Below are 25,630 nucleotides of genomic sequence, written 5' to 3'. Positions count from 1 at the left end.
GCTCCGGGTCAACGCGCGGTGCGCGCTGGGTCAACGCACGGGTTTGCCGCCGAACGTGTCCGCCACGAGGCCGACGAGCCACTGCAGGGCCGGGTCGGCATCGTGCGCGGCCGTCCACAGCAACGAGACCTCGTAAGCCGGTGTTTCGAAAGGCAACGGGCTCACCGCCAGCCCGAGCGCGTCGCGCCAGGTGGCGGCGGCGAAGGTGGGCACGGTGGTGATGGCGGGCATCTGCCGCACGATGAAGGGGCTGGTCGCGAAGTTGCGGCTCGAGAAGACGACCTTGCGCGAATGCCCCTGCTCGCGCAGCAGTTCGTCGACGAGGCCGCTGAGGTCCGCACTGAAGGATGTGAGCAGGTGCGGGTGGCGCAGGTACTCGGCGAGCGTGATCTTCCTGCCGCGCACTTTCACGAGTTCGGGGTTGTAGACGCAGACGAAGCTCCAGCCGAACAGCGCGCGCTGTCGCTGCCACGAGGCGCAGTCGATGAAGACGCCCACCGCCAGTTCGATCTCGGCCGCGTCGAGCATGGCGGGCGCATTCGTGCGGTCGGCCTCGCGCGCGATCAGCCTCACGCCCGGCGCTTCTTCGGAAAGCCGCTGCATGAGCCGCGGCATCAGCGCCACTTCGAGCGCATCGCTCAAACCGATGCGGAACACGCGCTCGGCCTTCGCCGGATCGAAGGCCGGTCGCGCATGCAGCGCCTGCTGCAGCGACAGCAGCAACGGCTCGATGACGCGCGCGAGCTCGAGCGCGCGTGGCGTCGGCGTCATGCCGTGCGAGGTGCGCACGAACAGCTCGTCGCCCAATGCGGCGCGCAGGCGCTTGAGCGCGCCGCTCAGGGCAGGCTGGCCGATGAACAGGCGCTGCGCCGCGCGCGTGACGCTGCGTTCGTGCAGCAGCGCGTGGAACACCAGCAGCAGGTTCAGGTCGAGTCGCCTGAAATCACTTTCGTTGATGTATTCCATGGTTCCAAACGATTTGAATGATAGTGCCGCGCTCCCTAACCTGAAGGCTCTTTCAGCATTCAAAGGAATCGACATGACCCAGAAGGAACAACAACAGACAGTGGTGGTGGTCGGCGGCTCGTCAGGCGTGGGGCTCGAGACCGTGCGGCGCATGGCGGCGACCGGCGCGCGCGTGATCGCGACCGGGCGCGACAACGGCAAGCTGCAGGAGGCGATGGGCGGCATGGGCCCGAACGTGAGCGGCGTGGCCTTCGATGCCAGCGACCGCGGCGCGCTCGATGCCTTCTTCGGGAGCACAGGGCCCGTCGACCACCTGGTGCTCACGCTCAGCGGCGGCGAGGGCGCGGGCGAGTTCGCGCAGATCGACCTGCAGTCGCTGCGCCGCGGCTTCGAGGCCAAGTTCTGGCCGCAGCTCGAAGCCGCGCAGGCCGGCGCGCGCGTGCTGCGCAAGGGCGGCAGCCTGACCTTCGTGACGGCGATTTCCGCGCGCAACTCGCTGCCGGGCACGGCAGGGCTGGCGGCGATCAACGGCGCGATCGAGGCGATGGTGGGCAGCCTGGCGCGCGAGCTGGCGCCGAGCCGCGTGAATGCGGTTTCGCCCGGCCTGGTCGACACGCCATGGTGGAACCGCGTGCCCGCCGCGATGAAGGACGACCTGTTCCGCCAGCAGGTAGAGACGCTGCCCGTCGGCCGCGTGGGCCGGCCGCAGGACGTGGCGCATGCGATCCAGTTCCTGATCGAGAACGGCTACACCACGGGCACCGTGATCGAGTGCGACGGAGGGCTGCGGCTGGTGTGAGGCGAAACGGGTGCACGCACGGGGCCGGACATCGAAATGTTTTGTTGGAAAAGCGGCGGGAGATACAGAGCGATACGCAGGAGCGGGCAAACGGCGGTCCGGGGGGCGACATTCGCACCCGCCAGCCCTTCCACCACAACCAGTCAATCGGAAAAGCCCAATGACATCGTCGCTCCAACTGCCCCGCAGAACCTTCCTCGCCGCCGCGGCCCTCGGCGCCGCGGCCACCCAGCTCGCCGCGCTCACCCCGGCCTTCGCCCAGGCCGCCGGCGCGCCCCGGCGGCTCGAACCGCTCAAGAGCATCGATGCCGGCACGCTCAACATCGGCTACTACGAGGCGGGCCCGGTCGACGGCGCGCCCGTGATCCTGCTGCACGGCTGGCCCTACGACATCCACATGTTCGTCGACGTGGCACCGGCGCTTGCGGCGGCGGGCTTCCGCGTCATCGTGCCGTACCTGCGCGGCTACGGCACCACGCGCTTCCTTTCGGCCGACACGCCGCGCAATGGGCAGCAGTCGGTGGTTGCCGTCGACATCATCGCGCTGATGGATGCGCTGAAGATCCAGGTCGCCACCGTCGCCGGTTGCGACTGGGGCGCCCGCACCGCCTGCATCATGGCCGCGCTGTGGCCGGAGCGCGTGAAGGCGCTGGTCTCGGTCAGCGGCTACCTGATCGGCAGCCAGCAGGCCGGCAAGGTGCCGCTGCCGCCACAGGCCGAGCTGCAGTGGTGGTATCAGTACTACTTCGCGACCGAGCGCGGCCGCGCGGGCTACGAGAAGAACCGCCATGACTTCGCCAAGCTCATCTGGCAGACCGCGTCGCCCAAGTGGAACTTCGACGCCGCCACCTTCGATCGCAGCGCCGTGGCGCTCGACAACCCCGACCACGTGGCCATCACGGTCCACAACTACCGCTGGCGCCTCGGCCTCGTCGAAGGCGAGGCGAAGTACCAGGCGCTCGAGGACCGGCTCGCCAAGGCCCCGGTGATCGGCGTGCCGACCATCACGCTCGAAGGCGATGCCAACGGCGCGCCGCACCCGGAACCCAGCGCCTATGCGAAGAAGTTCTCGGGTCGCTACGAGCATCGGCTGGTCAGCGGCGGCATCGGCCACAACCTGCCGCAGGAGGCGCCCGAGGCCTTCGCGAAGGCGGTGATCGACGCCGCGCGCGGCTGAGCGATCCACCGCGCGGCGGGCGTTATCCTGCCTCATGCTTTTCACAGACTCCGCTTCCGCCGCGTTTACCGAATCAGCATCGGCGGACGCCGGCAAGAGGAAGTCGAGAGCCTGGACGTGGCTTTGCCTCGTTCTCTCGCTGTACCTCGCGATGGGCGCGTGCCCTGCGTTCGCACAGGCCAAGGCAGGCCTGGCCCCCGTGCCGCCGATGAAGACGCGCGTGGTCGATCTCACGAACACGCTGGGCGCGAGCGAGGCCGAGGCACTGCGACAGGACATCACCGCCCTCGAGGGCAGCACGCAGGCGCAGCTCGCGGTGCTGATCGTGCCGACCACGGGTCAGGAGGCGATCGAGCAGTACGCCACGCGTGTGTTCGCGAAGTGGAAGCTGGGCCGCAAGGACGAGGACGACGGCGTGCTGGTGCTCGTCGCGCTGAAGGACCGGAAGATGCGCATCGAGGTCGGCAAGGGCCTCGAGGGCACGATCACCGACATCCAGGCGGCCGCGATCATCGACCGGCAGATGGCGCCGCGCTTTCGCAATGGCGACTATGCGGGCGGCGTGCAGGCCGCGGTGCGGGCGTTGTCGCAGCTGATCGGCCCGCCAACGGCGCAGTCATGGCCCGACACGCTCGCGTCGGACGCAGCGCCCACGCCGCTGCCGGTGGACGAAGAAGCCGTGCGTGAGCCGACGGCATCCAGCGGAGGCATCACGCCCGAGGGAAAGGCCTTCCTCGGCGTCATGCTGTGGAGCATCGGCGTGGGGGCATGGCATGGCCTCGGCGCGGGGCCTCTCGTCGGTACACGGCGCCGCAGCTCGCGACCCCCTTCGCGCGGCAAGCGTTCGGGCAAGCGCGGGCGCCGCATCCAGCCCCCCGAGCCCTGGGCCAGGGCGCTGCATGAGATCGAACCCGAAGCGCCTCGCCGGCCGCGCGACTGGCGGCTCGTGCTCGGCCTTGTCGGCGCGGGTCCGCTGGGCGGAGCCGCCATGCTGCTGAACCCGTTCATGGCGGGGTTCCTGGCCATTCCGGCGCTCTTCCTGTACGGCCTCGGCTATCTGTGCGGGCGTGTGAAGGAAGTGGCATATGTGCTCGGCGGCATCGCTGCGGTGATCGCCGCGTTGGTCTGCATTGCCTTCATGGTCGGCGGCGACGTGTTCTGGCCGGGCTTCCTGTGGGCGCTGGCCATCGGCGGCGCGAGCCTCCTGGTCGCGGTCATCGTCTTCGGCATCCGCAACACCTGGCGGGATGGCAGCGCGCTCGGCTTCGCGGTCCGGTGGATCGTCGTGCTGGGCGCGGTCGGCGCGGTGGTCGTGATCACCGAGCCCGGCCCGTTGCCCGACGAGACCTGGATTCCCGGCGCGATCGCGACCGTTCTCGCGCTGCTGTTCATGTTCGTCTTCCCGATCTTCGGCTCGGGCAGCGGCGACGGCGACAGCTCCGACAGCGGCTGGAGCAGCGGCTCGTCGAGCAGTTCTTCGAGCAGCAGTAGCAGCAGTTCGTCGGACAGCTCGTCGTCCGGCGGTGGTGGTTCCAGCAGCGGAGGCGGTGCCTCGGGCAGCTGGTAGCTGTCGCTCAGACCACCGGCACGCGCCCCGCGTCGGCCGGATTCACGTTGCGCCGGTACAGCACCAGCGTGGCGATCAGCCCGCACACGGCGGCGGCGGTCATCCACAGGCCCGGCGCGCCCTTGTCGCCGGTCATCTCGATCAGCCCCGTCGCGATGGCCGGCGTGAAGCCGCCGAAGATCGCGGTGGCGAGGCTGTAGGCCAGCGAGAAGCCGGCGGTGCGCACGTTCACCGGCATCACTTCGGTGAGCGCCACCACCATCGCGCCGTTGTAGCTGGCATAGAGGAACGACAGCCACAGCTCCACTTCGAGCATGCGCGCGAAGCTCGGTTCGCCGACCAGCCACTTGAGCGACGGGTACGCCGTGAGGATGGTCAGCAACGTGAACACGATCAGCAGCGGCTTGCGGCCCACGCGGTCGGACAGCGCGCCCATGATCGGCAGCCAGATGAAGTTGGAGATGGCCACGCACAGCGTGACGATCAGCGCGTCGGTGGTGCTCAGGTGCAGCACGGCCTTGCCGAAGGTGGGCGTGTAGACGGTGATCAGGTAGAACGACACGGTGGTCATCGACACCAGCATCATCCCGGCGATGACGAGGCCCCAGTTGGCGACCATCGAGCGGAAGATTTCGCGCGCGTCGGGGCGGTGCTTGCGCGCCATGAACTCCTCTGTCTCCTGCAGCGAGCGGCGGATGATGAACAGCACCGGCACGATCAGGCAGCCCACGAAGAAGGGAATGCGCCAGTAGAAGTCGCCGATCTCCTGCGGCGTGAAGGTCACGTTGAGCCAGTAGCCGAGCGCGGCCGCCACGACGATAGCCACCTGCTGGCTGGCCGACTGCCAGCTCACATAGAAGCCCTTGTGGCCCGGCGTCGCCATTTCCGACAGGTACACCGACACGCCGCCCAGCTCCACGCCGGCCGAGAAGCCCTGCAGCAGCCGGCCGACGAGCACCAGCAGCGGCGCGGCCAGGCCGATGGTGGCGTAGGACGGCACGCAGGCGATCAGCAGCGTGCCGACGGCCATCAGCGCGAGCGTGACGATCAGGCCCTGGCGGCGGCCGACGCGGTCGACATACGCACCCAGGAAGATCGCGCCCAGCGGCCGCATCAGGAAGCCCGCGCCGAAGGTCATGAAGGTCAGCATCAGCGAGGCGAACTCGTTGCCGGCCGGGAAGAAGGCCTTCGAGATCTGCGTGGCGTAGAAGCCGAACAGGAAGAAGTCGAACATCTCCATGAAGTTGCCGCCGGTCACGCGCAGGACGGTGGCGAATTTGGAGGAGGAAGCGGTGGAGGCGTGGGCGGCCGTGCGCGGTTGCGCGGCGGAAGGCGCGGGATTCATCTCGTTGTCCCCTGTGGCATGTGTGTGCGCCGAGGGTAGGCCGGGCTCCCCGACCGCTGCCTGACTGCGCCGGTCAGGTAGCTGTCAAGCGGGTCGCTGGAGCACCAGGAAGCTCCAGCGGACGTCCGCCCGGTCGAGCATGTCCTCGCGCTCGCCCAGGAAGCGTTGCCGCAGCCCGTGGCGGGCCGCGAGCTCGGCGGTTTCTTGTGCCGACACGTCGAACATGCGCCGGCCCTCGGGCACGGGGCCATGGCGCAGCGACATCGCGATCTGGCCGCCTTCGGCCAGCAACGAGGCGAGGGCCTGCATGGCGGCGGTACGCTCGGCGGCGTCCAGGTGCATCCAGACGGCGGTCAGCAGGATCAGGTCGTGGCGCACGCCCAGCGCCTGCACGCGATGCAGGCCGGGCAGGTGATCGTCGATCCACTCGATGGGCAGCGCGGCGTGGCGGCGCATGCCTTCGGCCCGCAGTTCGGGCGTGGGCTCGACCGCCACGACCCGGTGCCCCAGCGCGGCGAGCGCCGCGGCATCGCGCCCGGAGCCGGCACCGATGTCGAGCACGCGGGCCGGCACATCCGGAAACAGGTGCAGCACTTCGCGGTGGACGTCCTCGAAGCGCAGGCTTTCGTACTGCTGCGCCAGCGTGGCGGCATTGGCGCTGTAGCCGGCCGTTCCCGGAATCTCGCTCATCCGAGGAGCGCGCCTCTTCTCAGGCCTTGTACTTGATCGAGCAGCCGTAGGGCCGCGTCGTAGCGGCCGAGATCGGCTTGCCGCCGAAGGCCTCGCCGAGCGCCTGGTTCACGTAGTTGGTCGCGGTCTTGATGTCGTCCACGCGCGCCGACGCGATGCTGTCGATGCCGCCCGCGTACACCAGCGTGCCCTTGGGGTCGATGATGAAGATGTGCGGCGTGGTGCGCGCGCCGTAGACCTGGCCGATGAGGCCGTCCTCGTCCATCAGCACGGCGGTGGGCGCGGCCTTCTGCGACTTCATCCAGGCATCGAGCGCGTCGGGCTTGAGGTAGTCGGAGGCGGCGCGCTCGGTGGAATTGATGGCCAGCCACACCACGCCCTTGTCGGTCGCGGCCTTCTGCGTGGCGGGCATGTTGCCGCTGCCGTAGTGCTTGCGCACGAAGGGGCAGCCGGGGTTGGTCCATTCGAGCACCACGAACTTGCCCGCGAAGTCGGAGAGCTTGTGCTTGGCGCCGCTGGTGTCCACCGCGACGAAATCGGGCGCCTGCTGGCCCACGGTGGGGGCTGCCGCGGCGTTGTTGCCCATGAGGAAGGTGGCGCCGAGCGCCACGGCCGCGGCGACGACGGCACGGCGGGAGGCCCGGCTCAGGGCGGCGCGGGCATTGCGCGCGGCACGGAAGGAACGCGAGTCGACGGTTGGCGAGAGAGACATGGCCAGCTTGAACTCCAAAACAAAATTCCAAACAACAACTGCAGCTTAGAACGGTTTCTTCAAGTGCATGTGACAACCCATGTCACGCCGGTGGTCAAAGCGCGGCCAGCGCGGCGCGGACCTCGTCCTTGCCCAGTATCTCCGTCAGCACGACCGGCGGCTTGCCCGGCGCCTGCAGCACGTACACCGGCACGCCGCTGCGGCCGAGCGCGGTGAGCGCGGCGGTGATGGCGGGGTCGCGGCGGGTCCAGTCGGCACGCAGCATCGCGACCTTCTTGGCGTCGAAGTCGGCCAGCACCTGCGCGTCGGACAGGGTGCTCTTCTTGTTGTACTGGCAGGTCACGCACCACGCGGCGGTGAAGTCGATGAACACCGGCCGGCCGGCGTCCGACAGCTGGGCCACGCGCTCGGCGGACCACGGCTGCCAACGCTGGCCGGCGGCGCCCGGCGCCGACGATGCCAGCTTCGCGGGCTCCACCATCTGCAGCACGTTGCGGCCAATGGCGGCGGTCAGCACGGCAGTGAAGGCGATCAGCACGCCGGCAATCACCACCCGCGCGCGCCCGCGCAGCGTGAGCGCCCAGACGGTGGCGGCCATGCACACCAGCAGCGCGAGCAGCGTGCCCGCGCCGTCGATGCCGCTTTGCTGGCCCAGCACCCACACCAGCCACGCCACCGTGGCGAACATCGGGAAGGCGAGCAGGCGGCGCAGCGTGCCCATCCACGGGCCGGGTTTCGGCAGCAGGTAGGCCACGGCGGGCACGAAGCCGGCCACGAGGTACGGCAGCGCCAGCCCGAAGCCCAGCGCGGCGAACAGCAGCAGCGCCTGGCCAGCAGGAAGGCCGATGGCGAAGCCCAGCGACGCGCCCATGAACGGCGCCGAGCAGGGCGAGGCGATGATCACGGCGAGCACGCCGGAGAGAAAGTCGTTGGCCAGCGGATGCTTGGCCTGCGCGCTGCACACCGACGAAGGCGCGGCGCGGCCGAACTCGAACACGCCTGCGAGGTTCAGCCCGATCAGCGTGAACAGCGCCGCCAGCGCCGCGACCACGCCGGGCGACTGCAGCTGGAAGCCCCAGCCCAGCCCGGCGCCCGCCGCGCGCAGCGCGAGCATGCCGCCGCCGAGCGCGAGGAAGGACAGCATCACGCCGCCCGTGTAGGCCAGCCCCGCCTTGCGGTGCGCGCTGGCGTTGCCCGCCTGCCGCGCGAAGCCCAGCACCTTGATCGCGAGGATCGGGAACACGCAGGGCATCAGGTTGAGCAGCAGGCCGCCGAGCAATGCGCCCAGGAGCGCGGCCACGAAGGTGGTGGAAGACGGCGCGGGCAGGTCTGCGCCCTTCGAAGCGGCTTTGGCCGCGTTGGCGGCAAGCGCGGCCTGCAGTTCCGGCGAGACCTCTGCGGCGCGCGGCGCGGCGCCCGCGGGCCAGGCACCCGTAACGGGCGCCTCGGCGCGCCAGGCCATCGGCTGGCCGGCCTGCCGGTCGGCCTCGGCCAGCGTCACCACCACCGGCATCACCGTGGGGCTCGCGCTGCGCTGGTCGGCCAGCGGCATGGTGGCGGTCCAGGTGTCGCCCTGCCAGGATTGGGTCCAGTCCTTGCCGGAGACGGCCGCGGTGCGGATCACCTCGGGAGTCTCGGGGAAGAAGCCCAGCGTCTTGCCTTGCGCGGTGGCGGGCAGGCCCACGAGCCGCACCTTCAGGTTGTGACCGTCGACCTCGATGGCGCCCGGTTTGGCCAGCGTTTCGGGCCGCGCGGCGAAGGCTGCGTCGAACTCGGCCTTGTGCAGTGCGGTAGAGCCCTGCAGCGGCAGGGCCAGCGTGAACGTGCCTTCCTCGGGAATGCATTCCTTGCGGCAGACCAGCCAGGAAGCCTTTAGCTGGATGTCCATCGCCGGCGTGCCGCCCAGCGCTACCGGCGGCTTGTAGAGCGTGGACACCTCCAGCGGCACCGGCAGCAGCACGGTGTTCTCGTAGCCGTAGTTGGCGAGGCTGCCGACCGGGATCTTCTTCGGCGCCGGCCAGGCGATCTCGCCGGTGGACACGCCCGCCGGCAGCGTCCACGTCATCTCGGTGGGCAGGCCCGAATCGCCGGCGTTCTTCCAATATGTGTGCCACTCGGGCTGGTGCGCGATCTGCAGGCCGACCCAGACGGGTGCGCCGGGCGTCACGCCGTCGGGGGCGTGGGCGATCAGTTCGGCGCGTACGTGGGGGGTGGTGACGACGGCGCCGGGCTTGGACGCCAGCTCGGGAGGCGATTGTGCTGCAGCCAGCATGCTGGCTGCGGCTGTTGCTATCAGAAGCGTAGCGAATTGGATGCGCGAAAAGATCATGCCGTCAGTCGGAGCAATCGGTGGGGGCGAAGTTCCGGGCGTTTCAAGCCGCCTGGGGGAGCGGGCTGGCCCAGCCCAGCACCACGCGCCGGCTGTTGGCGCTCTTCTTCTCGATCTTGGTGACCACCACCGCGCCGATTTCCGCGGTGTTTGCAACATGCGTGCCGCCGCAGGGCTGGAGGTCGATCTGAGTGTCGCCGGGGCCGGTTCCGCCGATGCGGATGGTGCGCACCGTGCCCGAGCCGCGTGGCGGCTGAACGCTCATGCTCTTCACCAGCGCCGGGTTGGCGTCGAGTTCCTCGTCGGTGATGGCGCCCACGGTCAGCGGGTGGGCCGCCTCGACCAGCCGGGCCAGGCCGGCCGTCAGCGAGTCCTTGTCCAGCGGGTCGGTCATGTGGAAGTCGAGCCGCGCGTAGTCGGGCGTGATGGAGCAGCCGTTCACCTGCTGCGGCACCAGGTGGCACAGGAGATGGGTGGCGGTGTGGAAGCGCATCAGGCGGTGGCGGCGCTCCCAGTCGATGCGGGCGTCGACCGCGTCGCCGGGCTTCAGCGCGGCCAGCAGGTCGGCCTGTCCGGGGGCCGGCACGTGGATGAATTCATCGGTCGGCTGGCCTTCCGCGTCCTTGGCCTTGCGGGTGTCGGCGATGACGACTTCGCGCCCGTCGGCCAGGGCCAGCACGCCGGTGTCTCCAGCCTGCCCGCCGCCCAGCGGATAGAACACCGTGCGGTCGAGCACGATGCCGGTATCGTCGATGCGCAGCACGCGGGCTTCGCAGCTGCGCAGGTAGGCGTCGGCGCGGAACAGGTCGTCGGTCATCCGGCGATGGTAGCGGCGATGCGCGAATGGGGTGCGCCCACGCCAGAAAGCGCCCACGACCGACACTCCCTGGGCCGCCCGCCTTGGGATGATGCGCCGCATGCGGCACCCGGCCGCGCGAAGGATCACGCATGAATCGACCGCAGCAAGCACCCACCCGCATGGCGTCTTCATGGCCACGGACCACCGCCGCGGCCCTGGCCGCCGCGCTGCTCGCCGCCGGCTGCGGCGAGGCCGCCAAGCTGGCGCCCGAGCTGACGATCGGCCCGCGCCCGCAACTGGCCGAGCCGAACAAGACCCTGATTCCCACCGTCAACGTCGCTCCCGCCGTCGGCTGGACCGACGCCGCGGCGCCCGTTCCCGCCGAAGGCCTGAAGGTGACGGCGCTGGCGCGCGGCCTCGACCACCCGCGCTGGGTCTACACCCTGCCCAACGGCGACATCCTGGTGGCCGAGAGCAACAAGCCGCCCCGGCCCGCGGACAGCAGCGACGGCGGCAGCGGCCCGGTCGCCGCCGTCCGCAACTGGGTCATGCGCACGATCATGGGCCGCGCCAGCGCGGGCGTGCCCAGCGCCAACCGCATCACCCTGCTGCGCGACGCCAACGGCGACGGCCTGGCCGAGGTGAGGCAGGTGTTCATGTCCAACCTGAGTTCGCCCTACGGCATGGCGCTGGTCGGCAACGAGCTCTTCATCGCCAACGCCGACGCGCTGGTGAAGGTGCCCTACACCGAGGGCCAGACATCGATCGGCGCCAACCCCACGCTGGTGACGCCACTGCCCGCCGGCATCAACCACCACTGGACCAAGAACGTGATCGCCAATGCCGACGGCAGCAAGCTCTACGTGACGGTGGGCTCCAACAGCAACATCGGCGAGAACGGTCTCCCGGCCGAAGCGGGCCGCGCCGCCATCTGGGAAGTCGACACGAAGACCGGCGAGAAGCGCCTGTTCGCCAGCGGCCTGCGCAACCCCAACGGCATGGGCTGGGAGCCGGACACCAACGTGCTGTGGACCGTGGTGAACGAGCGCGACGAGATCGGCAGCGACCTCGTGCCCGACTACCTCACATCGGTGAAGGAGGGCGCTTTCTACGGATGGCCATGGAGCTACTACGGCGGCGTGGTCGACGCGCGCGTCACGCCGCAGAACCCGGAGATGGTCGCCAAGGCCATCGCGCCCGACTACGCGCTGGGCTCGCACGTCGCGCCGCTGGGCCTGGCGTTCTCGCGCCCGGGCGGCATGCCCGAGCAGTTCGCCAGCGGCGTCTTCATCGGCGAGCACGGCTCGTGGAACCGCAAGCCCAAGTCGGGCTACAAGGTGGTGTTCGTGCCCTTCATCGGCGGCAGGCCCAGCGGGCCGCCGGTCGACGTGCTGACCGGCTTCCTCAGCGCCGACGAAAAGGCGCAGGGCCGGCCGGTAGGCGTGGCGCTCGACAAAAGCGGTGCGCTGATCGTGGCTGACGACGTGGGCAACGCCGTGTGGCGGGTGTCGAAGGCGAAGTAGCTTGCTTTCAGCGCTGCGGCCGGGCAATGCGGTAGAGCCTGTGCCGGCGCAACGCGTGCCCCTCGGGCACCAGCGGATGGTCGAAGGCGCCGGCCACGTCTTCCTTCATGCCGATGCGCTCCATCACCGCGCTGGAGCGGGTGTTGTTCCATGCGGTGAAGGCGACGATCTCGTGAAGCCCCAGCCGTTCGAAGCCCACCTGCAGCGCGGCGCGCGCCGCTTCGCTCGCGAAGCCCTGGCCCCACCACTTGCGGGCGAAGCGCCAGCCGATCTCCACGCAGGGCGAGAAGGGCAGCTCGGCCGCCGGTGAATTGAGCCCGGTGAAGCCCATGAACTCGCCCGAGGCCTTGTGCTCCACCGCCCAGAAGCCCCAGCCGTTCTCGGCGATGCGCGAGCGCGTACGCGCAACCGCCGCGTCGCTGTCGGCGCGCGTGGGCAGCGGCAGCAGGAACTCCATCACCTGCGGGTCGCAGGCCAGCTCGAAGAATGGCGCGAGATCGCTGTCGCGCCACTGGCGCATCAGCAGGCGTTCGGTTTCGAATTCGATGATGCCGGGGCGGTCTGCGGTGTTGTCGGTCATGCGACCGATTCTGCCGCTCCTCAGAACCCGGCCAGCACCACCTTGCCCTGCGCCTTGCCGCTCTCGATGAGCGCATGCGCCTTCTTCAGGTTCGCGGCGTTGATGGTGCCGAAGCTCGCGTTCGCCGTCGTGCGGATGCGGCCCGCATCGACCAGCGCCGCCACCTCGGCCAGCAGCACGCCCTGCTCGGCGATGTCGGGGGTCTCGAAGCGCGAGCGGGTGAACATCATTTCCCAGTGCAGCGAGATGCACTTGGCCTTCAGCGGCATCGCGTCGAGCGTCTTCATGTCGTCGATCACCGCGATCTGGCCCTGCGGCTTGAGGCTCTCGATGATCTGCGCGTAGTGCTGCTCGGTCTGCGTGAGGCTCGCGACCATGTCGACCTCGCCGATGCCGGCTGCCCTGAGCTCTGCCGCGAGCGGCTTCGAGTGGTCGATGACCGTGTGCGCGCCCAGCTCCAGGCACCACGCGCGGGTTTCGGCGCGCGAGGCGGTGGCAACCACGCGCAGCTTCGTGAGCTGGCGCGCGAGCTGGATGAGGATGGAGCCCACGCCGCCGGCGCCGCCGGTGATCAGCAGCGTCTGGCCTTCGCCGCCGCCCTTGGGCACGCGCAGGCGGTCGAACAGCAGCTCATAGGCGGTAATGGTGGTCAGCGGCAGTGCGGCGGCTTGCGCGTCGTCGAGGCTCTTCGGCGCGAGAGCGGCGATGCGCTCGTCCACCGCGTGCAGCTCGGAGTTCGCTCCGGGACGGATGATCGAGCCTGCGTAGTACACGCGGTCACCCGGCTTGAAGTTCTTCACGCCGGCGCCGACGGCCTCGACCGTGCCGACGGCATCCCAGCCCACCACCTTGGCCTGGCCGGCCTCGGGCGCGGCGTTCTTGCGGATCTTGGTGTCCACCGGGTTGACCGACACCGCCTTCACGCGCACCAGCAGGTCGCGCGGGCCGGCCACGGGGGCAGGCAGCTCGATGTCCTGCAGCGATTCGGGGTTGTCGATGGGGAGGGGCTGGTAGTAGCCGACGGCTTTCATGACGGGAACCTTTCTGTGACGATGCCTGAACTGTAGGATTGCAACGACGGTTTGATAAGGTGGCCTGGATAAGCAACACTTTCAAATGAAGATTGAAAATATCTCCGACCTGCAGGTGCTGGTGCAAACGGCGCGCGGCGGCACGCTCACCTCGGCGGCCCATGCGCTGGGCATCACGCCGGCGGCCGCCAGTGCCACGCTCAAGCGGCTGGAGGCACAGCTCGGCGCGCGCCTGTTCGAGCGCTCCACCCGCGCCATGCGCCTCACGCCGCAGGGCCAGACGCTGCTCGACTACGCGATACGGGCTTTCGAGCTGCTGGACGAGGGAGAGTCGCTGGTCACGGCGGACCGTGGCGATCTGGTCGGCACGCTGCGCGTCGCCTCGCCTTCGGACCTCACGCGCAGCACGCTGCTGCCCTGGTTCGACGAGTTCCTGGCGCTGCACCCGGGCGTGCACCTGTCGCTGTCGGTGGGCGACCGTCCGCTGGACGTGATGCGCGACGAGGTCGACGTGGCGCTGCGATACGGGGCGCTGGCCGATTCGCGGCTGGTGGCGCGGCCCTTTGCGCTCACCAATCCGCTGCTCACTGCTTCACCCGACTACCTGCGACGGCATCCGGCGCCTCGGGTGCCTCAGGACCTGGTGCACCACAACTGCCTGATCTTCAATCGGTCGGGGCGGCGGCACCGGGTCTGGCGGTTTGCGCAGAACGGGCAGTGGACGGAGGTAAGGGTGAATGGAAACCGCAGCGTGGATGACGCCTCGCTGGCGCGGGAGTGGACTGTGGCGGGGCATGGCATTTCGCTCAAGTCTGCGCTTGATGTGCGGGATGACATTCGGGAAGGGCGGCTCGTGCGGTTGCTGGCTGATTGGGAGACCGAGCCTTATCCGTTGCATGCGCTGTTGCCCAGCGGGCGGTTCGTGCCGGCGCGGGTACGGGCGTTTGTCGATTTTCTTGCGCTGAAGTTCGAGGCCCTGCTGGCCTCGCCTTGAGATTCCTTCCCAGGGGGCGGGACGCAAGAGATCAAGAAAGCTCAGCGAGCGTGCGTAACCCCGCCATCCACAACCAGCGTGGACCCCATCACGTAGTCGCCAGCGCGTGAGGCGAGGTAGATCGCCGCTCCGGCCATGTCCTCGGGCACCCCGATCCGTCCAGCGGGAATCCGTTCCTTGACTTCATCCCCGTGGTCCCGGGCCAGCTTGTTCATGTCCGAGGCGAACGCTCCTGGCGCAATCGCGCTGACCACGATGCGGTCCTGCGCCAGCCGCAGCGCCATCCGCCGGGTGAGCTGGATCAAGCCGGCCTTGCTGGCCGCATAGGAATACGTCTCCTGCGGATTGACCGAGATCCCGTCGATCGAGGCGATGTTGATCACCTTCGCCAGGTGATCCGTCGCGGCCTTCTTCAGCATCGGCGTCAGTGCCTTCGTCAGGAAGAAGGGCGTCTTCAGGTTCAGGTCCACCACCTTGTCCCAGCCGCTTTCGGGAAACTCTTCGTAAGGCGCGCCCCAGGCGGCGCCGGCGTTGTTCACCAGGATGTCCAGCGAGCCTTCGTGCTTCGCATACGCATCGACCAGCGCCTGCGCACCCTCGACGGTCGATACGTCCGCCGGCAGCGACACGCAATGCCCGAAGGCCGACAGCTCCTTCGCCGTCTGGTCGCAGGCGGCCGCCTTGCGCGCCGAGATGTACACGCGCGCGCCCTGGGCCAGATAACCCTCGGCGATCATGCGGCCGATGCCGCGCGAGCCGCCGGTGATCAGCGCGGTGCGGCCCTTCAGCGAGAAGAGTTGGGTGGTGTCCATGGTGCGGGTGTCTCCTGAATGAGTGATCGTGATCGGATTCAGGAAACGAGCTTAGTGCGCGCCGCGCCGCGCGGGCGTCACCTCGGTGTCAGCGACAGGCTCCGGGGGCTGGTGAAGCTGCGCAGGTCGCCGGTCACCGGATCGAGAAAGGCCAGCGATCGGGCCAGCAGCTGCAGGGGTTTGCCGAAGTCGTCGGCGCCCTCGGGCAGCAGCACGGGATAGATCGGGTCGTTCACGATCGGCATGCCCAGCGCCATGCAGTGCACGCGCAGCTGGTGCTTGCGGCCGGTGATCGGCGACAGCCGAAGCAGCGCTTGCCCGTCGTGCACGTTCAGCACCTCGATGCGGGTCTCGGAGTTGGGCTCGCCGGGCTCTTCGCGCACGCGCATGAAGTGATCGTCGTCGACCAGCCGGCTGCGATAGATCTCGGGCACTGACGAAACGCCTTCGCTCCACGGCACCACGGCCTCGTAGTGCTTGGCGATACGGCGCTCGGGAAACAGCGCCTGGTAGGCGCCGCGCGTGGCGGGCCGCACCGAGAACAGCACCAGCCCCGAGGTGCTGCGGTCGATGCGGTGCATCGGCACCAGGTCGTCGAGCTTCAGCTTGCGCTTGAGGCGCACCAGCAGGCTCTCCTGCAGGTATTTGCCGGTGGGCGTGACGGGCACGAAGGGGGGCTTGTCGACGACCAGCAGGTTGTCGTCGCGGAACACGACCTGCTCCTCGAAAGGGATGCTCGCCTCGCCGTCGAGCGTGCGGTAGTAGTACACGCGCAGTGGCGATTGATAGCGGCGAGCGGCGGTCACGGGCACGCCGTGCTCGTCGATGACGTCTCCCGCTTCGATGCGCTCCAGCCAGGCCTCGCGCGTGATGGCGGGAAAGCGCTCGACAAGGAATTCGGCGATGGTCGGCCACGGGCCGTGCGGCAGGCCGGTGCAGCTCGGGCCGACGCCGTCGCGCGTGGGCAGCGGCAGCCGGGGCGGGCGGCGCCGGGTCATGGCGACGAAGATGCGCGTTGCAGCAGCGACAGCGCCTCGGCAAAGGTCGGGCGCGCGGCGGCGTCTGGTTGCAGGCAGCGGTCTTTCAGCGTGGCCACCGATGCGGGTGCCGCGTCGGTGCAGCGCTCGAGCAGTTCCTCGAGCAGGCAGCCGAAAGCGCGCACCTCCAGCGCCTGGAAGGCTTGCGCCTGCGCTGCATCGAGCGCACCCGTGAGCCACGCGGCACCGAAGTCGCCGAGCCGTCCGCCGCTTTGCGCGTGCCACAGGATGTTGTGTGCGTAGAGGTCGCCGTGAAGAATGCCTTGCGCATGCAGGTGCAGCATGGCCGATGCGATGTCGCGGGCGATGCGCAGGGCCGTGCGGGATGTCCACCGCGCTTCTTCGGCATAGACGTCGCGCGTGCACGATGCGAGGCTCGGCGGTCCCGCGAGGGTGGCGAACATCGGGTCGACCAGCGCCATCACCAGGCCCTCTGTGCCATCGGGGTGTCCGTCGATGCGGCTCTGCGCGGCGATGAGCGTCGGATGCGCGCCGGCCGCGATGCTGGCGGCCATCTCGCTGTGCGGCCAGCCGTCGCTGGTGACCGCGCCCTTGAAGAGCTTGACCGCCACGGGCTGGGCGGTGGCGGGGCCGAGCTCGGCCCGGTGGATCACGCCCGAGGCGCCTTCGCCGAGCTTCTCGCCCAGTGTCAGGTCGCTCCAGTCGACGTGCGGCACCGACAGGGCGACGATCGCCGCATCTTCGGCCTGCGTGTCGAAGGGATTGCCCGCGCAGGCGAGCCATGACAGGCGCGGCAACGAGGGCAACCACCCGGGCAGGGTCTCGAAACGATTGGCCGAGATGCGCAGCAGTTCGAGCCGCTCGAGCGCGGCCATCGATGCGGGCAGTGCGCGCAGGCGGTTGCCCGCCAGCATCAGCTTCTGCATCCGTGTGCATGCGCCGAGTGAATCGGGCAGCTCCTCGATGTCGTTGTCGGTGAGGATCAGCCAGCGCAGCGAGGGCGGCAGTGCTTCGGCCGGAACGCTGCGGATGCGGTTGGCCTTGAAGCCGACGATGTCGAGGCCGCGGCATCGGCCGATCGATTCGGGCAGTTTGGTGAAGCGGTTGTCCGAGCAGAACAGCACGCGCAACCTGTCCAGGCGGTGCAGGTCGTCGGGCAGCGAGTCGAGCGCATTGCCCGACAGGTTCAGCACTTCAAGTGAATCGGCAAGGTCGAAAACCTCGCGCGGAAACTCGGTGAGTCCGCACGAGAGATCGATACGTGTTGCGCCTGCCAGCCGGCCCGCGCGCAGCTGAGCCAGCGTGTCCATGCGGGGGAGTTTAGGTCAGGCGGCTTTGGCGCCGAAGCGGTAGATGCCGTCCTTGCCCAGTTCGCGCTTCACCTGGCCGGAGAACCACAGCAGGTGCAGGTGGGCCACCGTTTCGCCCATCGCGAAGGTCATCTGGTGCAGGTCGAGTTCGCGCTTGAACAGGATCGGCAGGCCCTCGGCGGCCGTCAGCGCGCGCGCCGTGCAGGCTTCGAGCAGTTCGGCCAGCCGGTCGCGGTGATGCTCCTGCAGCTGGTCGACGCGGCGATGGATGCCGCGGAACGGCTTGCCGTGCGAGGGCAGGCCCAGCGTGTCGGCCGGCAGCGTCTTGAACCTGTCGATGCTGTCGAGGAAGAGGCGCAGCGAATTCGCCTCGGGCTCGCCCGCGTACACGCTCACGTTGGTGGAGATGCGCGGCAGCATCATGTCGCCGCCCAGCAGCAGCTTGAGCTCGTCGCAGTACAGCGAGATGTGCTCGGGCGCGTGGCCGTAGCCGCTGATGCAACGCCAGGCGTGGCCGCCGATGTTCACGATGTCGCTATCGAGCATGCGCACGAAACTGTCGGGCACCGAGGGCACCATGTTCGTGTAGTAGTTGGTGCGCGCGCGGATCTTGGCGACCGCCTCAGGGTCGGTCAGCCCGTGCGAGGCGAAGAAGCGCGCCGCCTGCTCGCCGCCCGCCAGGGTGTCGCCGGCGGTGCTGAGCACGCGGGCAACGTGGTAGTCGGTCGAGCTGATCCACAGCGGAGCGTTCCAGCGCTTGCACAGCCAGTCGGCCAGGCCGATGTGGTCGGGGTGCATGTGCGTGACGATGACGCGCAGGATCGGCATGCCCTGCAGCTGCGTCTCGAAGACCTGCTCCCACTGCGCGCGCGCCTCGTCGCGGGCGATGCAGCAGTCGACCACCGTCCAGCCCTCGACGCCGTCAATGCTGTCGCGCAGCAGCCAGAGGTTGATGTGGTCGAGCGCGAAGGGCAGCCGCATGCGGATCCAGCGTACGCCGGGCGCCACTTCCAGGGTCTGGCCGGGCTCGGGGAGCGTGTCGCCGAGGGGGTAGTGGAGTTCGCGTTCGAGGATGTTCATGTAAGATTGACGTTTACGTAAACGTCATGAGTCAAGGGCACCATTGTAGGGATCGCGGCGCAAACCTGCTGTCGCGCCTGTAACGCGCCCCGAAAGGCCCCTTTTCCGGACCATCGCCGTCATGCCCGCGCAAACCTTCACCATCAGCCAGCTCGCGAAGGAGTTCGACCTCACGACGCGGGCCATCCGCTTCTACGAGGACATGGGCCTGCTCACGCCCGAGCGCGCCGGCCTGCAGCGCATCTACAGCACGCGCGACCGGGCCCGGCTCACGCTCACGCTGCGGGCCAAGCGCCTCGGCCTGAGCCTGACGGAGGCAAGAGATATCCTCGACATGTACGACAGCCCGCGCGACACCGTCGCGCAGCTGGAAAAGTTTCTCGGCGTGCTGGGTGCCCACAGGGCCCAGCTCGAGGCGCAGCTGGCCGAGCTGCAGGCCAACCTCGCGGAAGTGAAGGAGCACGAGAAGAAGGGGCGGGCGACGCTCGCCAAGGCGCAGAAGGCCGGCAAGGCCACCAAACCGGCCGAAGCCAAGGCCTGATACACGACTCATCGACAATAGCCGACTATGTCCGACAAATCCGATAACCTCGACGACCTCTTTGCCCACAACCGCGCCTGGTCCGCGCAGATGGAGCGCGACCGGCCCGGTTTCTTCACCGGCCTGGTCAAGCAGCAGACGCCGCGCTACATGTGGATCGGCTGTTCCGACAGCCGCGTGCCCGCCAACCAGATCACCGGCCTGGAGCCGGGCGAAGTGTTCGTGCACCGCAATGTCGCCAACATCGTGGTGCACTCCGACCTCAACGCGCTCTCGGCGATCCAGTTCGCGGTGGAGCACCTGAAGGTCGAGCACATCATGGTCGTGGGGCACTACGGCTGCGCCGGCGTCAAGGCCGCGCTCAGCGGCAAGCGCATCGGCCTGGCCGACAACTGGATCCGCCATATCCAGGACGTGCGTGACCGCCACCACGTGATGCTCGAGAGCCTGCCCGACGAGGACGCGCGCGTCGATGCGCTGTGCGAACTCAACGTCGCCGAGCAGGTGGTCAACGTGGCGGTCAGCACCGTGATGGTCGATGCATGGGCGCGCGGCCAGAAGGTGCGCATCCACGGCTGGACCTTCGGCGTGCACGACGGCCTGCTGCAGGACCTCGGCCTGAGCGTGGACGGCACCCAGCCGCTGGACGCCGCCTACAAGGCCACCGTGCAGCGCATCCGCCACAAGTGGAGCAAGCCGGGCGAGGTGGTGCGCTCGATCACGGCGCAGGGCGCGCAGCCCAAGGCCGAAGACACCGGTCAGGCCTGACACCAAGCGGCCCGCTGCCTTCCTTCCGCGCCTTCGCCCCGCCATGTTTCCGCAGCGCCTCGATTCGCCGCTGGCGTACGACATCGCGAAGGCGATGATGGACGGCTTCAACCGGCACTACCGGTTGTTCAGGGCCGAATCGGCGCGCGCCAAGCACCGCTTCGAAACCGCTGACTGGCACGGCCAGCAGCGCGCGCAGCGCGAGCGCATCGAGTTCTACGACCTGCGCGTGAGCGAGGCCGTGGCCCGGCTCGAGAAAGAGTTCAAGGCCGGCGAGCAGCCCATGGACGTCTGGCACCAGGTCAAGCTGCACTACATCGGGCTGCTGGTCGACCATCACCAGCCCGAACTGGCCGAGAGCTTCTTCAACTCGGTGACCACCAAGATCCTGCACCGCGCGTACTTCCAGAACGACTTCATCTTCGTGCGCCCGGCCATCAGCACCGAGTACATCGAGCCGCGCGGCGCACCCACCTACCGCCCCTACTACCCCGGCCCCGACACGCTGGCCGACACCATCGAGCAGATGCTCGACGACTTCGCGTTGCTGGGCAGCTTCGCCAACAAGCGGCGCGACGCGGAGCGCGTGGCGCACGTCATCCTGAACCGCTTCCACCAGGTCAAGCTGCGCGCCAACTTCCAGCTGCAGGTGCTCTCGGGCCTGTTCTTCCGCAACAAGGGCGCCTACGTGGTCGGCAAGATCATGAACGGCTTCACCGAGCTGCCGTTCTCGCTGCCCATATTGCATGACAGCCACGGCCGGTTCTACATCGACGCGGCCCTCTTCGGCGAAGACGACCTGCAGATGCTCTTCAGCTTCGCACGCGCGTACTTCATGGTCGACATGGAAGTGCCATCGGCCTGGGTGCAGTTCCTGCGCTCGCTCATGCCGCGCAAGCCGCGCGCCGAGATCTACAACGCGCTGGGCCTCGCCAAGCAGGGCAAGACGCTCTTCTACCGAGACTTCCTCTCGCACCTGAACTACTCGAGCGACCGCTTCCGCATCGCGCCCGGCATCAAGGGCATGGTCATGCTGGTGTTCGACCTGCCGTCGTTTCCGTTCGTGTTCAAGGTCATCAAGGACTTCTATCCGCCGCAGAAGGACACCACGCGCGAGCAGATCAAGGGCAAGTACATGCTCGTGAAGCAGCACGACCGCGTGGGCCGCATGGCCGACACGCTGGAGTACAGCGACGTGGGCTTTCCGCTCGACCGCTTCGAACCCGAGCTGATCGAGGAGATCCGCAAGTTCGCGCCCAGCCAGCTCGAGATCGGCGACCGCGACGGCAACGGGGAAATGGAAGTCGTGGTCAAGCACGTCTACATCGAGCGGCGCATGATCCCGCTCAACATCTACCTGCAGGAAGCCTTCGATACGCTGGCCGACCCCGAGAGCCCGGCGCACGCCAGGCGCGCGAAGGACCAGCTGGAGCACGCGGTGATCGAATACGGCAACGCCATCAAGGACATGGTGGCCGCCAACATCTTCCCCGGCGACATGCTGTGGAAGAACTTCGGCGTTACGCGCGGGGGCAAGGTCGTGTTTTACGACTACGACGAGATCGAATACGTCACCGACTGCAAGTTCCGCAAGGTGCCCGCGCCGCGCAACGAGGAAGAAGAGATGAGCGGCGAGGTCTGGTACTCGGTGGGCCCGAAGGACGTGTTCCCCGAGACCTTCGAGCCCTTCCTGCTCGGCAACAAGGACGTGCGCGAAGCCTTCATGGCGCACCACGCCGACCTGCTCGACGCCGCCTTCTGGCAGCACCACAAGGAGCGCATCCAGGCAGGGCAGATGCTCGATGTGTTCCCTTACGAAGAGTCGCAACGCTTCCAGCACGAAGGACACGCGACGCATTTCTGATCGATCGTTCCCGATTCCGTTTTCGCATTACTGAAGGAGACCTCCATGTCCGAATCCATCGTCATCGTCGGCGCCGCCCGCACCCCCATGGGCAGCTTCCAGGGCGACTTCGCCTCCCTCTCCGCGCACGACCTCGGCGGCGCCGCCATCAAGGCCGCCGTCGAGCGCGCCGGCATCGCGCCCGACAGCGTGGGCGAAGTGCTGTTCGGCAACTGCCTGATGGCCGGCCAGGGCCAGGCGCCGGCGCGCCAGGCGGCCTACAAGGGCGGCCTGCCCGACAGCGCGGGCGCCGTCACGCTCAGCAAGATGTGCGGCTCGGCAATGAAGGCTGCGATGCTCGCGCACGACCTGCTGCTGGCCGGTACGCACGACGTGATGGTGGCCGGCGGCATGGAAAGCATGACCAATGCGCCCTACCTCATGCTCAAGGGCCGCGGCGGCTACCGCATGGGCCACGATCGCATCTTCGACCACATGATGCTCGACGGCCTGGAAGACGCCTACCAGCCCGGCCGTTCCATGGGTACCTTCGGCGAGGACTGCGCCGCCAAGTACGAGTTCACGCGCGAGCAGCAGGACGCCTTCGCCATCGCCAGCGTCGAGCGCGCCAAGAAGGCCACCGAAACCGGCCTCTTCAAGGACGAGATCACGCCCGTCACGGTCAAGGGCCGCGGCGGCGACACCGTGATCTCGGTCGACGAAGGCCCGGGCAAGGTCAAGCTCGACAAGATCCCCACGCTCAAGCCTGCGTTCAAGAAAGAGAACGGCACCATCACCGCCGCATCGAGCTCGTCGATCAACGACGGAGCCGCCGCGCTGGTGATGATGACCGAGTCGCACGCGAAGAAGATCGGCGCCAAGCCCATCGCCCGCATCGTCGGCCACGCCACGCACGCGCAGCAGCCCGAGTGGTTCTCCACCGCGCCCGTCGGCGCCGTGCAGAAGCTGTTCGCCAAGACCGGCTGGAAGGCGCGTGACGTCGACCTGTGGGAAGTGAACGAAGCCTTCGCCGTGGTGCCGATGGCGCTGATGCACGAGCTCGACGTGTCGCACGACATCGTCAACGTGCACGGCGGTGCCTGCGCGCTGGGCCACCCGATCGGCGCCAGCGGCGCGCGCATCATGGTCACGCTCATCCACGCGCTGAAGGCGCGCGGCAAGAAGCGCGGCGTGGCGACGCTGTGCATCGGCGGTGGCGAAGGCACTGCCGTGGCACTCGAATTGCTATAAGAGCAACGGCTGGGAACGCCGGGGAGAGGCGTTCACCAGTTTTTTCATTCAGACAACCCGAACGAACAATGCGTAGAGCAGGAGATTTCATGCGCCCATCCATCCACCGCACAGCCATCGCCGCCGTGCTGGCCACCGCCTTCGTCGCGAGCGCCGCCCTGGCCCAGAAGCGCGACAACGTGCTGTTCCAGGCTGCCACCGACGAGCAGCCGGCCGTGATCAAGACGCTGGAGAAGCTGGTCAACATCGAGACCGGCACCGGTGACGCCGAGGGCATCGCCGCCGCCGGCAACTTCCTCGAGGCCGAACTGAAGAACCTGGGCTTCACCGTCACGCGCAGCAAGTCGGCAGGTCTCGTGGTGGGCGACAACATCGTCGGCAAGATCAAGGGCCGCGGCGGCAAGAACCTGCTGCTGATGTCGCACATGGACACCGTGTACCTGAAGGGCATCCTCGCGAAGGCGCCGTTCCGCGTCGAGGGCGACAAGGCCTATGGCCCCGGCATCGCCGACGACAAGGGCGGCAACGCCGTCATCCTGCACACGCTCAAGCTGCTGAAGGACTACGGCGTGCGCGACTACGGCACCATCACCGTGCTGTTCAACACCGACGAGGAAAAGGGCTCCTTCGGCTCGCGCGACCTGATCCAGGAAGAAGCCAAGCTGGCCGACTACGTGCTCTCCTTCGAGCCCACCAGCGCCGGCGACGAAAAGCTGTCGCTCGGCACCTCGGGCATCGCCTACGTGCAGGTCAACATCACCGGCAAGGCATCGCACGCGGGCGCGGCGCCCGAACTGGGCGTGAACGCGCTGGTCGAGGCCTCCGACCTCGTGCTGCGCACGATGAACATCGACGACAAGTCGAAGAACCTGCGCTTCAACTGGACCATCGCCAAGGCGGGCAATGTCTCGAACATCATCCCGGCCAGCGCGACGCTGAACGCCGACGTGCGCTACGCGCGCAACGAGGACTTCGACGCCGCCATGAAGACGCTGGAAGAGCGCGCGCAGCAGAAGAAGCTGCCCGAGGCCGACGTCAAGGTGATCGTCACGCGCGGCCGCCCGGCCTTCAACGCGGGCGAAGGCGGCAAGAAGCTGGTCGACAAGGCCGTGGCCTTCTACAAGGAAGCCGGCGGCAACCTCGGCGTGGAAGAACGCACCGGCGGCGGCACCGACGCGGCCTATGCCGCGCTCTCCGGCAAGCCCGTGATCGAAAGCCTGGGCCTGCCGGGCTTCGGCTACCACAGCGACAAGGCCGAGTACGTGGACATCAGCGCCATCCCGCGCCGCCTGTACATGGCAGCGCGTCTCATCATGGACCTGGGTTCCGGCAAGTAAGCACGAACAGAAGAAAAGACAGGAGACAACGCCATGCTGCTCAGCGCAGACCAGGAAGCCATCCGCGACGCGGTGCGCGATTTCTCGCAAGCCGAACTCTGGCCCAACGCGCCGAAGTGGGACCGCGAGCACAGCTTTCCCAAGGAAGCCCATCAGGGCCTCGCGGCGCTGGGCGCCTACGGCATCTGCGTGCCCGAGGAGCATGGCGGCGCCGGCCTCGACTACCTCACGCTCGCGCTGGTGCTGGAGGAAATCGCGGCCGGCGACGGCGGCACCAGCACCGCCATCAGCGTGACCAACTGCCCGGTCAACGCCATCCTCATGCGCTACGGCAACGCGCAGCAGAAGAAGCAGTGGCTCGAGCCCCTGGCGCAGGGGCGGATGCTCGGCGCCTTCTGCCTCACCGAGCCGCAGGCCGGCAGCGATGCATCGAGCCTGCGCACCACGGCGCGCAAGGACGGCGACGGCTATGTGATCGACGGCGTGAAGCAGTTCATCACCAGCGGCAAGAACGGGCAGGTGGCCATCGTGATCGCCGTGACCGACAAGGGCGCAGGCAAGCGTGGCATGAGCGCGTTCATCGTGCCCACCGACACGCCCGGCTACAACGTCGCGCGCCTCGAAGACAAGCTGGGCCAGCACAGCAGCGACACCGCGCAGATCAACTTCGACGGCTGCCGCATTCCGCGCGAGAACCTGATCGGCGCGGAAGGCGAGGGCTACAAGATCGCGCTCGGCGCGCTCGAGGGCGGGCGCATCGGCATCGCCGCGCAGAGCGTGGGCATGGCGCGCAGCGCATTCGACGTGGCACTGGCCTATGCCAAGGAGCGCCAGGCCTTCGGCGGTTCGATCTTCGACCAGCAGGCCGTGGGCTTCCGCCTTGCCGAATGCGCGACGCAGCTCGAGGCCGCGCGCCAGCTCATCTGGCATGCAGCCAGCCTGCGCGATGCCGGCCGGCCCTGCCTGAAGGAGGCCGCCATGGCCAAGCTCTTCGCCAGCGAGATGGCCGAGCGCGTGTGCAGCGCGGCCATCCAGACGCTGGGCGGCTACGGCTACGTCAACGACTTCCCGCTGGAGCGCATCTACCGCGACGTGCGCGTGTGCCAGATCTACGAAGGCACTTCGGATATCCAGAAGCTGTTGATCCAGCGCGCCATCTAGGCAATGAATCAGCGTCG

General features: G+C 68.3%; 23 protein-coding genes. 11 read left to right on the top strand and 12 right to left on the bottom strand.

The features are described 5' to 3' along the window. Positions 1–30: 30 nt before the first annotated feature. Positions 31–966 carry a LysR family transcriptional regulator gene (locus tag EJO71_RS10320; protein WP_125948095.1) on the bottom strand — a complete coding sequence of 312 codons (936 nt, stop codon included), beginning with the start codon at positions 964–966 and terminating at the stop codon, positions 31–33. A gap of 73 nt (positions 967–1,039) precedes the next feature. Between EJO71_RS10320 and EJO71_RS10315 the strand changes: the two genes are divergently transcribed. The 3 genes from EJO71_RS10315 to EJO71_RS34590 all read left to right on the top strand — a co-directional run bounded on the left by EJO71_RS10315 (position 1,040) and on the right by EJO71_RS34590 (position 4,509). Beyond that, positions 1,040–1,765 carry an SDR family oxidoreductase gene (locus EJO71_RS10315; RefSeq protein ID WP_125948096.1) on the top strand — a complete coding sequence of 242 codons (726 nt, stop codon included), beginning with the start codon at positions 1,040–1,042 and terminating at the stop codon, positions 1,763–1,765. A 160-nt stretch (positions 1,766–1,925) separates the two neighbouring features. Then, a complete protein-coding gene (locus tag EJO71_RS10310) occupies positions 1,926–2,942 on the top strand; it encodes an alpha/beta hydrolase (RefSeq protein WP_125948097.1) in 1,017 nt (338 codons plus the stop codon). A 34-nt stretch (positions 2,943–2,976) separates the two neighbouring features. Continuing rightward, entirely contained in the window at positions 2,977–4,509 is a 1,533-nt protein-coding gene (locus EJO71_RS34590) for a TPM domain-containing protein (protein ID WP_206168999.1), read from the top strand. A 7-nt stretch (positions 4,510–4,516) separates the two neighbouring features. Here the strand turns inward: EJO71_RS34590 and EJO71_RS10300 are convergent, their stop codons facing one another. The 5 genes from EJO71_RS10300 to EJO71_RS10280 form a co-directional block, all read right to left on the bottom strand. Beyond that, complete coding sequence (locus tag EJO71_RS10300) at positions 4,517–5,854, bottom strand: MFS transporter (RefSeq protein ID WP_125948098.1); 1,338 nt, start codon at positions 5,852–5,854, stop codon at positions 4,517–4,519. Between the two features lie 84 nt (positions 5,855–5,938). Beyond that, positions 5,939–6,544 carry a class I SAM-dependent methyltransferase gene (locus tag EJO71_RS10295; protein WP_125948099.1) on the bottom strand — a complete coding sequence of 202 codons (606 nt, stop codon included), beginning with the start codon at positions 6,542–6,544 and terminating at the stop codon, positions 5,939–5,941. Positions 6,545–6,563: 19 nt separating this feature from the next. Then, positions 6,564–7,256 (bottom strand): redoxin domain-containing protein, encoded by a 693-nt coding sequence (locus EJO71_RS10290; RefSeq protein WP_171022527.1) that lies wholly within the window; start codon positions 7,254–7,256, stop codon positions 6,564–6,566. A 94-nt stretch (positions 7,257–7,350) separates the two neighbouring features. Beyond that, a complete protein-coding gene (locus EJO71_RS10285) occupies positions 7,351–9,528 on the bottom strand; it encodes a thioredoxin family protein (protein ID WP_125948100.1) in 2,178 nt (725 codons plus the stop codon). A gap of 100 nt (positions 9,529–9,628) precedes the next feature. Beyond that, entirely contained in the window at positions 9,629–10,402 is a 774-nt protein-coding gene (locus EJO71_RS10280) for an alanyl-tRNA editing protein (protein WP_125948101.1), read from the bottom strand. A gap of 131 nt (positions 10,403–10,533) precedes the next feature. Here EJO71_RS10280 and EJO71_RS10275 point away from each other — a divergent pair, with 131 nt between their 5' ends. After that, on the top strand, positions 10,534–11,907 hold the full coding sequence (locus EJO71_RS10275) for a sorbosone dehydrogenase family protein (protein WP_125948102.1): 1,374 nt from the start codon (positions 10,534–10,536) through the stop codon (positions 11,905–11,907). A 7-nt stretch (positions 11,908–11,914) separates the two neighbouring features. Here the strand turns inward: EJO71_RS10275 and EJO71_RS10270 are convergent, their stop codons facing one another. After that, the gene (locus EJO71_RS10270; RefSeq protein ID WP_125948103.1) at positions 11,915–12,487 is read right to left on the bottom strand and encodes a GNAT family N-acetyltransferase; all 573 of its coding nucleotides are present in this window, start codon (positions 12,485–12,487) and stop codon (positions 11,915–11,917) included. Positions 12,488–12,507: 20 nt separating this feature from the next. Then, positions 12,508–13,518, bottom strand: a complete 1,011-nt coding sequence (locus tag EJO71_RS10265; RefSeq protein ID WP_125948104.1) for a zinc-binding alcohol dehydrogenase family protein — start codon at positions 13,516–13,518, stop codon at positions 12,508–12,510. 85 nt (positions 13,519–13,603) lie between these two features. Here EJO71_RS10265 and EJO71_RS10260 point away from each other — a divergent pair, with 85 nt between their 5' ends. Further along, positions 13,604–14,512: a LysR family transcriptional regulator gene (locus EJO71_RS10260; protein ID WP_125948105.1), complete on the top strand. Its 909-nt coding sequence runs from the start codon at positions 13,604–13,606 to the stop codon at positions 14,510–14,512. 41 nt (positions 14,513–14,553) lie between these two features. On the opposite strand, the gene EJO71_RS10255 is transcribed toward EJO71_RS10260, so the two are convergent. The 4 genes from EJO71_RS10255 to EJO71_RS10240 form a co-directional block, all read right to left on the bottom strand. Further along, positions 14,554–15,324 carry an SDR family oxidoreductase gene (locus tag EJO71_RS10255; protein ID WP_125948106.1) on the bottom strand — a complete coding sequence of 257 codons (771 nt, stop codon included), beginning with the start codon at positions 15,322–15,324 and terminating at the stop codon, positions 14,554–14,556. A 77-nt stretch (positions 15,325–15,401) separates the two neighbouring features. After that, on the bottom strand, positions 15,402–16,322 hold the full coding sequence (locus tag EJO71_RS10250; protein WP_125948107.1) for a pseudouridine synthase: 921 nt from the start codon (positions 16,320–16,322) through the stop codon (positions 15,402–15,404). Continuing rightward, positions 16,319–17,632: a leucine-rich repeat-containing protein kinase family protein gene (locus EJO71_RS10245; RefSeq protein WP_125948108.1), complete on the bottom strand. Its 1,314-nt coding sequence runs from the start codon at positions 17,630–17,632 to the stop codon at positions 16,319–16,321. The genes EJO71_RS10250 and EJO71_RS10245 overlap by 4 nt, the downstream gene beginning before the upstream one ends. A 15-nt stretch (positions 17,633–17,647) precedes the next feature. Further along, complete coding sequence (locus tag EJO71_RS10240) at positions 17,648–18,712, bottom strand: MBL fold metallo-hydrolase (protein WP_125948109.1); 1,065 nt, start codon at positions 18,710–18,712, stop codon at positions 17,648–17,650. Between the two features lie 121 nt (positions 18,713–18,833). Here EJO71_RS10240 and EJO71_RS10235 point away from each other — a divergent pair, with 121 nt between their 5' ends. The 6 genes from EJO71_RS10235 (at position 18,834) to EJO71_RS10210 (ending at position 25,613) form a co-directional block, all read left to right on the top strand. After that, positions 18,834–19,253 carry a MerR family DNA-binding transcriptional regulator gene (locus EJO71_RS10235; protein ID WP_125948110.1) on the top strand — a complete coding sequence of 140 codons (420 nt, stop codon included), beginning with the start codon at positions 18,834–18,836 and terminating at the stop codon, positions 19,251–19,253. A 27-nt stretch (positions 19,254–19,280) separates the two neighbouring features. Next, complete coding sequence (gene can / locus EJO71_RS10230; RefSeq protein ID WP_125948111.1) at positions 19,281–20,021, top strand: carbonate dehydratase; 741 nt, start codon at positions 19,281–19,283, stop codon at positions 20,019–20,021. 43 nt (positions 20,022–20,064) lie between these two features. Further along, positions 20,065–21,885: a bifunctional isocitrate dehydrogenase kinase/phosphatase gene (aceK, locus tag EJO71_RS10225; RefSeq protein ID WP_125948112.1), complete on the top strand. Its 1,821-nt coding sequence runs from the start codon at positions 20,065–20,067 to the stop codon at positions 21,883–21,885. Positions 21,886–21,930: 45 nt separating this feature from the next. Further along, entirely contained in the window at positions 21,931–23,115 is a 1,185-nt protein-coding gene (locus EJO71_RS10220; RefSeq protein WP_125948113.1) for an acetyl-CoA C-acyltransferase, read from the top strand. An 89-nt stretch (positions 23,116–23,204) separates the two neighbouring features. After that, the gene (locus tag EJO71_RS10215; RefSeq protein WP_125948114.1) at positions 23,205–24,452 is read left to right on the top strand and encodes a glutamate carboxypeptidase; all 1,248 of its coding nucleotides are present in this window, start codon (positions 23,205–23,207) and stop codon (positions 24,450–24,452) included. Between the two features lie 33 nt (positions 24,453–24,485). Beyond that, positions 24,486–25,613, top strand: a complete 1,128-nt coding sequence (locus EJO71_RS10210; protein WP_125948115.1) for an acyl-CoA dehydrogenase family protein — start codon at positions 24,486–24,488, stop codon at positions 25,611–25,613. Positions 25,614–25,630: the final 17 nt, after the last annotated feature.

The organism is Variovorax sp. 679 (genome assembly GCF_003952185.1).
GTDB lineage: Bacteria > Pseudomonadota > Gammaproteobacteria > Burkholderiales > Burkholderiaceae_C > Variovorax.
Note: the sequence above shows the minus strand (reverse complement) of the source record. Positions and strands in the feature narration are given on the sequence as shown.